We start from the raw sequence: 6,813 nt of genomic DNA on the forward strand, positions 1-6,813 counted from the left end.
AGTAGACGCTGGTGGAGTCGTAAGTCTGGCCGGGCCGCAGCGTGGTGCTCGGGAACTGCGGCTTGTTGGGCGAGTCGGGGAAGTGCTGGGTCTCCATGGCGAACCCGTCGCCCTGCCGGTACATCGTCCCGCCGGTGCCGACCAGCCGGCCGTCGAGGAAGTTGCCGGAGTAGAACTGCAGGCCGGGCTGGTCGGTGCGGATCTCCATCACCCGGCCGGTGGTCGGCTCGGTGACGCGGGCGGCGAGCTTCATGCCGGTGCCGTCGAGCACGAAGTTGTGGTCGTAGCCGCGCCCGTACACCATCTGCTGGTCGCCCTGGCGGATGCGCTCGCCGATGGTGTGCGGGCGGGTGAAGTCCAGCGGCGTGCCGTGCACCGTGGCCAGCTGCCCGGTCGGGATGAGGGTGGAGTCGACCGGCGTGAAGCGGGACGCGTTGATCTGCACCTTGTGGTCGTAGACCTCGCCGGACCCCTCGCCGGCCAGGTTGAAGTAGGTGTGGTTGGTCAGGTTGACGACGGTCGGCTTGTCGGTGGTGGCCTGGTAGCGGATGCGCAGGTCGTTCCCGCGCGTGACGGTGTAGGTGACGGTGGTGCGGAGGGTGCCGGGGTAGCCCTCCTCGCCGTCGGGGCTGACGTACGACAGCCGGAGCGACACCGCGTCGCCGCCCGTGACCGGCTGCGCCGTCCACACCCGCTTGTCGAAGCCGGTCGTGCCGCCGTGCAGGCTGTTCTTCCCGTCGTTGGCGGGGACCTTGTAGGTCTTGCCGTCCAGGGTGAACTGAGCGCCGCCGATCCGGTTGCCGTAGCGCCCGATCAGCGCCCCGAAGTACGGGTTCTCGTCCTTGTAGGTGTCGCTGAGGTAGCCGTCCAGGGTGCGGAACCCGAGCGCGACGTCGGCGGAGCGGCCGTGCCGGTCGGGGACGTCGAGGGACTGGACGATGCCGCCGTAGGTGAGGATGCGGACCTTCATCCCGTGGCCGCTGCCGAGCGTGTACCGGTCGATCTTCGTGCCGTCCGGCAGCGCGCCGAACGGCTCCTTGGCGATGGTGGGCCCGGAGGACGCGGCCGTGGCCGGGACGGTCAGCAGGCCGCCGGCGAGCAGACCGCCGGCGAGCAGGGCGGCGGAGGCCAGCGGGACGGTGAGGGGTGGGACGCGCTTCATCGGTGTTCCTCTCGCATGGGGGGGAGGGAGGAGACGGACTGGCGTGTTCTGGTAGGGGACGGGGACCTTTCTGGTGAAAGAGGGGGACCACTGGGTCGTCCGGACGGATCGGGGGCGGGGCGGGCGCCCGCCGGGTCAGCGCAGCAGCGGGGAGCCGGACCGCCGCTTGGTCCACACGTCGAACGCGACGGCCGCCAGCAGGACCAGGCCCTTGACCAGCATCACCCGCTCGCTCGGCGCGCCCATCAGCGACATCCCGTTGTTGATCACGCCCATGATCAGGCCGCCGGTGATCGCGCCGACCACCTTGCCGACGCCGCCCTGCACCGCCGCGCCGCCGATGAACGCGGCCGCGATCGCGTCGAGCTCGAAGGTGTTGCCCGCGGTGGGGCCCGCCTGGTTGAGCCGCCCGGCGAAGATGACCCCGGCCAGCGCCGACAGCACGCCCATGTTGACGAACAGCCAGAAGACCACCGACTTGGCCCGCACGCCGGACAGCACGGCCGCCTGCAGGTTGCCGCCGACGGCGTACACGTGCCGGCCGAACACCGACCGGCTCGTCAGCAGCGAGTACGCCAGCACCAGCACCGCCAGCAGCACCAGCACCCACGGCAGGTTGTGGAACCGGGCCAGCTGCACGGTCACCGCCATGATCAGCGCGCCCGCCGCGACGATCTTCAGCAGGAACACCGGCACCGGGTCGACGGTCTGCCCGTAGCCGAGCCGCGTCGCGCGGGTGCGCCACCGGGAGACCGCCAGGCCCGCCACGACCACGATCCCGACCAGCAGGCTGAACAGGTCCGCGCCGCCCAGCGGCCCGAGCCCGACGTTGCCGAAGTAGCCGGAGGTGAACCCGTTCGACAGCGTGCGGACCTGGTCGGGGAACGGGCCGAGGCCCTGGTTGCCGAGCACCGTCATGGTCAGCGCCCGGAACAGCAGCATCCCGGCGAGCGTGACGATGAACGACGGGATGCCGAAGAAGGCCGTCCAGTACCCCTGCCACGCGCCGATCGCGGCGCCCGCCACGAGCGTCAGCAGCAGCGCGACCGGCCACGCGACATGGTGGCTGACCATCAGCCAGGCCGCGATCGCGCCGGTCACGCCGACCAGCGAGCCCACCGACAGGTCGATGTGCCCGGAGATGATGATGAGGATCATCCCGATCGCCAGGATCAGGATGTAGGAGTTCTGCACGATGATGTTGGAGATGTTCTGCGGCTGCAGCAGATCGCCTCCGGTCAGCACCGCGAACAGCACGACGATCAGCGCGAACGCGATGTAGATGCCGCTCTGCCGCACGTTCACGGTCAGCCGCGGCCGGCCGGCGGCGGGCGCCGCCGCGCCGCCGCGCGGCGCGGTCGCGGCCTGCGCGGCGTCGGTCTTCGCGGGCGCGGTACGGCTCATCCGGCCTGCTCCCTTCCCATGGTCATGTAGGACATGAGGCGCTCCTGCGTGGCCTCCGCCCGCGGCACCTCGCCGGTGATCCGGCCGGCCGCCATCGTGTAGATCCGGTCGCACATGCCGAGCAGCTCCGGCAGCTCGGAGGAGATCAGCAGGATCGCCCGGCCCTCGGCGGCGAGCCGGTTGATGATCGTGTAGATCTCGTACTTGGCGCCGACGTCGATGCCGCGGGTCGGCTCGTCCAGGATCAGCACGTCCGGATCCGTGAAGATCCACTTGGACAGCACGACCTTCTGCTGGTTCCCGCCGCTCAGCTGCCCGGTCGTGGCCAGCACGCTCGGCGCCTTGATGTTCATCCCGCCGCGGAACTCCTCGGCGACCCGGTACTCGTGGTACTCGTTCACCCACCCGGCCCGGGACAGCTTCCCGAGCCGCGCGGCCGACACGTTCCGCCTGATGTCCTGGATGAGGTTGAGCCCGTAGCGCTTGCGGTCCTCGGTGGCGTAGGCGATGCCGTGCCGGATCGCGTCCCGCACGGTGCGCAACCGGACCGGCTCGCCGTCCTTGTAGACCCTGCCCGAGATGTCGACCCCGTAGGACCGCCCGAACACGCTCATCGCCAGCTCGGTGCGGCCCGCGCCCATCAGCCCGGCGAGCCCCACGATCTCGCCGCGCCGCAGCGTCAGGGCGGCCCCCGACACCACCGCGCGGTCGCGCTGCGCCGGGCTGTGCACCGTCCAGTCCTCGATCCGCAGCGCCTCCTCGCCGATCTCCGGCTCGCGGGGCGGGAAGCGGTGCTCCAGGTCCCGGCCGACCATCCCGGAGATGACGCGGTCCTCGGTGACCCCGCCGCCGGACGGGTCGAGCGTCTCGATCATCCGGCCGTCGCGCAGCACGCTGACGGTGTCGGCGATCGCCAGCACCTCGTTCAGCTTGTGCGAGATGATCACGCAGGTGATGCCGTCGTCGCGGAGCCCGCGCATCAGGTCCAGCAGGTGCGCGGAGTCCGCGTCGTTCAGCGCGGCGGTCGGCTCGTCCAGGATCAGCAGCCGCACCCGCTTGGACAGCGCCTTGGCGATCTCCACCAGCTGCTGCTTGCCGACGCCGAGGTCGGCGATCGGGGTCACCGGGTTCTCCGGCAGCCCGACCCGCTCCAGCAGCAGCCCGGCCTCGTGGTTGGTGCGGTTCCAGTCGACCAGGCCCCGCCCGAGGAACCGGCCCCCCAGGAACCCGCGCGACGCCCGCTCGTTGCCGAGGAAGATGTTCTCGGCGATCGACAGCTGCGGGCACAGCGCCAGCTCCTGGTGGATGATGACGATCCCGCGCTCCTCGCTGTCGCGGATGCCGGAGAACCGGCACGGCTCGCCGTCGAAGAGGATCTCCCCGTCGTACGAGCCGTGCGGGTAGACCCCGGACAGCACCTTCATCAGCGTGGACTTGCCGGCCCCGTTCTCGCCGCAGATCGCGTGGATCTCGCCGCGGCGCACGGTCAGGTCGACGTCCGCCAGCGCGTTCACCCCGGGGAACGTCTTGGTGATGCCGCGCATCCGCAGGATCTCGTCGGCCCCCGCGGCGCCGGCCGCGCCGGCGCCCTCCGCGAGGGCGCCCGACGCGTCCGTGCCCGTCGTGTCGGTGGTGTCGTCGGTGGTCACGGCGTCATCCCAGCTGCGCCTGCGTGTAGTAGCCGGACTGCACGAGCTCGGTCTGCACGTTGGACTTGTTGACGATCACCGGCTGCAGCATCTGCGTCGGGACGACCTTCTTCTGGTTGTTGTAGTCGGTGGTGTTGTTGACCTGCGGCTTCGCGCCCTTGAGGATCGCGTCGGACATCTTCGCCGCCTCGTCGGCGAGCTTGCGGACGTCCTTGAAGATGGTGGAGTACTGCTCGCCCGCCAGGATCGACTTCACCGACGCCCGCTCGGCGTCCTGCCCGGTCACCACCGGGTACGGCTGGCTCGGGGTGCCGTAGCCGTTGCTCTTGAGCGCCGACAGGATGCCGATCGACAGGCCGTCGTACGGCGAGAGCACGCCGTCGACCTTGGCACCGCCCCGGTAGGTCTTGGTGAGGATGTCCTCCATCCGCTTCTGCGCCGTGGCCGGGTCCCAGCGCAGGATCGCCATGGTCTTGAAGTCGGTCTGGCCGCTCTTGACGACCAGGGTCCCCTTGTCGATGTACGGCTGGAGCACCGACATCGCGCCCTTGTAGAAGAACGGGGCGTTGTTGTCGTCGGGGGACCCGGCGAACAGCTCGATGTTGAACGGGCCCTTCGCCTTGCCCTCCGACCCGTCCGCGTTCTTGATCTTCAGGCCGGTGAGCAGCGAGGTCGCCTGCTCCACGCCGACCTTGTAGTTGTCGAACGTGACGTAGTAGTCGACGTCCGGGCTGCGCATGATGAGCCGGTCGTAGGAGATCACCGGGATGTGGTTCTGGTGCGCCTCCTGCAGCTGGCTGGTCAGCGCGGTGCCGTCGATGGACGCGACGACCAGCAGCTTGGCGCCCTTGGTGATCTGGTTCTCGATCTGGCTGACCTGCGTCGGGATGTCGTTCTCGGCGTACTGCAGGTCCACCTTGTAGCCGAGCTTCTCCAGGTCGGCCTTCAGCGTGTTGCCGTCGCGGATCCAGCGCTCGGACGACTTCGTCGGCATCGTCACGCCGATCAGCGCGCCCTTGGTGTCGCCGGACTTCCCCTTCTTGTCGATGCTCTTCTCGCTGGAGCCGCACGCCGTCATGGCGGTCGCCAGGACCAGCGCGGACAGGACCGTGGTGATGCGCCGGAGTCTCATCTCGTTCTCCTTGGGGGTGGGGGAGGGCAGCGGAGCGAATCAGCGTGGGACGGCGGACGTGGGCAGGGCCTCGGGCGCGGACGGGAACCGCCGCAGCGGCCCCGGGTCCCGGGACCCGATCGGGGACATCCCCTCGCCCGCCCCGAGCCGGGCGAGGGTGTCCAGGACGAGCCGGCCGCGCCGCACCCGCTCCCGCGCGCTCGCCACGGCGGCGGGCAGCAGGTGGAGGCCGACCGGATACAGCGCGGGCGCGTTGCGCAGCCCGAACTTCAGATAGAGCGGCGCGCCGCAGCGGATCAGCTCCGCCGCGTCGTAGAAGCGGACGAACCCGCCGAGGTCGTCGGGCGCCTCGACGTAGAAGTCCATCGGCGCGGCGCTCACCGCGCGGATCTCGGCGAGCTGGGCGACGGTCAGGTCGCTCGGCACGTTGACCGAGTCGGCGCCGAGGCCCTCCCACACCGCGAACGAGGCCGGGTTCACCGGCCCGACCAGCGCGGACACCTTGAACGTGGTGTCGGCGGGCAGCCGGCCGGCCTCGCGCAGCCGGTGCAGCGTCCACAGCACGCCCTCGTCGGCGACCAGCAGCGACCGCACGCCGAGCCCGGTGGCGCGCTCGGCGTCCTCGACGCACTGGGCGAGCTGGTCGCGGCCGCGGGCGCGCGGCCCGGAGGCGTTGTAGGAGCGGCCGCCGGCGCCCGGCTCCCAGGTGCCGCGCGGGCCGAGGAACAGGCACAGCTCGATGCCGCGCGCGTCGCAGGCGTCCACCATCTCGCCGATCTCGGCGTCGGTGAGCATCCACACGCCGCTGCCCTGGCTGATGCGGTGCAGCGGCACCTCTAGGCGCTCGCTCTCCTCCAGCACCGCCGCCAGCACGGCGGGCCCCTCGCAGGACGGCAGTTCGGTGCGCCACGTACCGCCGTCCGGGAACCGCAGGCCGGACGCGGGCGGCGGCGCGGCGCGGCCGGGCAGGCCGAGGGAGCGCAGCGCGTCCTCGCCGGGCGCGCGGCCGGCCTCGGCCGGGTCGTCAGAGAAGGGGTCCATCGGTCCTCCCGCCGGTCGGGGGCGTGTCGAGGTCGGGGCGCAGCAGCACCTTCCCGGCGTCGGGGGAGCCGCTGAGCCCGAGCGCCGCCGCGAACGCGGTCAGCGGCAGCTCGTGGGTGATCAGGGACGCCGGCCGCAGCACCCCGCTGGCGAACGCGCGGACCGCGTACGTCCAGTCGGCGGGGCCGGAGCCGAACACGGTGTGCATCGACAGGGCCCGGGTGACCAGCAGCGACGTCGGGACGGCGTCGGCCGGGTCGGCGGGGATGCCGGTGAGCACGACGCGCCCGCCGCGGCGCGCCAGCCGCACCGCCGAGCCGGCCGTGCCGGACGCGCCGGCGGTCTCCACGACCACGTCGAACGCCCCCTCGGGGGCCTCGCCCGGACGGCTGAACGCGGTCGCCCCCGCGTCCAGCGCCGGCTCG

The 6,813-nt window shown here is 71.5% G+C and carries 5 protein-coding genes and 1 pseudogene; all 6 read right to left on the reverse strand.

Annotated elements, in window-relative coordinates; translation table 11 throughout:
* A partial coding sequence (locus ABZ914_RS43600) for an aldose epimerase family protein (RefSeq protein WP_500200626.1) occupies positions 1-1,162 on the reverse strand: 1,162 nt, incomplete at its 3' end.
* Between the two features lie 135 nt (positions 1,163-1,297).
* On the reverse strand, positions 1,298-2,566 hold the full coding sequence (gene mmsB / locus ABZ914_RS43605; RefSeq protein ID WP_190854261.1) for a multiple monosaccharide ABC transporter permease: 1,269 nt from the start codon (positions 2,564-2,566) through the stop codon (positions 1,298-1,300).
* A pseudogene (mmsA, locus tag ABZ914_RS43610) lies at positions 2,563-4,071 on the reverse strand (multiple monosaccharide ABC transporter ATP-binding protein); the annotation flags it as partial. The gene mmsB and the pseudogene mmsA, both read right to left, overlap by 4 nt.
* Positions 4,072-4,219: 148 nt before the next feature.
* Positions 4,220-5,347 carry a multiple monosaccharide ABC transporter substrate-binding protein gene (chvE, locus tag ABZ914_RS43615; protein WP_190854259.1) on the reverse strand — a complete coding sequence of 376 codons (1,128 nt, stop codon included), beginning with the start codon at positions 5,345-5,347 and terminating at the stop codon, positions 4,220-4,222.
* Positions 5,348-5,386: 39 nt separating this feature from the next.
* Entirely contained in the window at positions 5,387-6,388 is a 1,002-nt protein-coding gene (locus ABZ914_RS43620) for a hypothetical protein (RefSeq protein WP_190854257.1), read from the reverse strand.
* Positions 6,372-6,813, reverse strand: a 442-nt coding sequence (locus ABZ914_RS43625; RefSeq protein ID WP_500200627.1) for a zinc-binding dehydrogenase, incomplete at its 5' end; no start/stop codon positions are given. The genes ABZ914_RS43620 and ABZ914_RS43625, both read right to left, overlap by 17 nt.

This window comes from Spirillospora sp. NPDC046719 (assembly GCF_040645715.1).
In the GTDB taxonomy this organism is placed as follows: domain Bacteria; phylum Actinomycetota; class Actinomycetes; order Streptosporangiales; family Streptosporangiaceae; genus Spirillospora.

Coding starts and splice junctions, on each gene's coding strand:
- mmsB (WP_190854261.1), bottom strand. CDS start 2,566: ATGAGCCGTACCGCGCCCGCGAAGACCGACGCCGCGCAGGCCGCGACC.
- chvE (WP_190854259.1), bottom strand. CDS start 5,347: ATGAGACTCCGGCGCATCACCACGGTCCTGTCCGCGCTGGTCCTGGCG.
- ABZ914_RS43620 (WP_190854257.1), bottom strand. CDS start 6,388: ATGGACCCCTTCTCTGACGACCCGGCCGAGGCCGGCCGCGCGCCCGGC.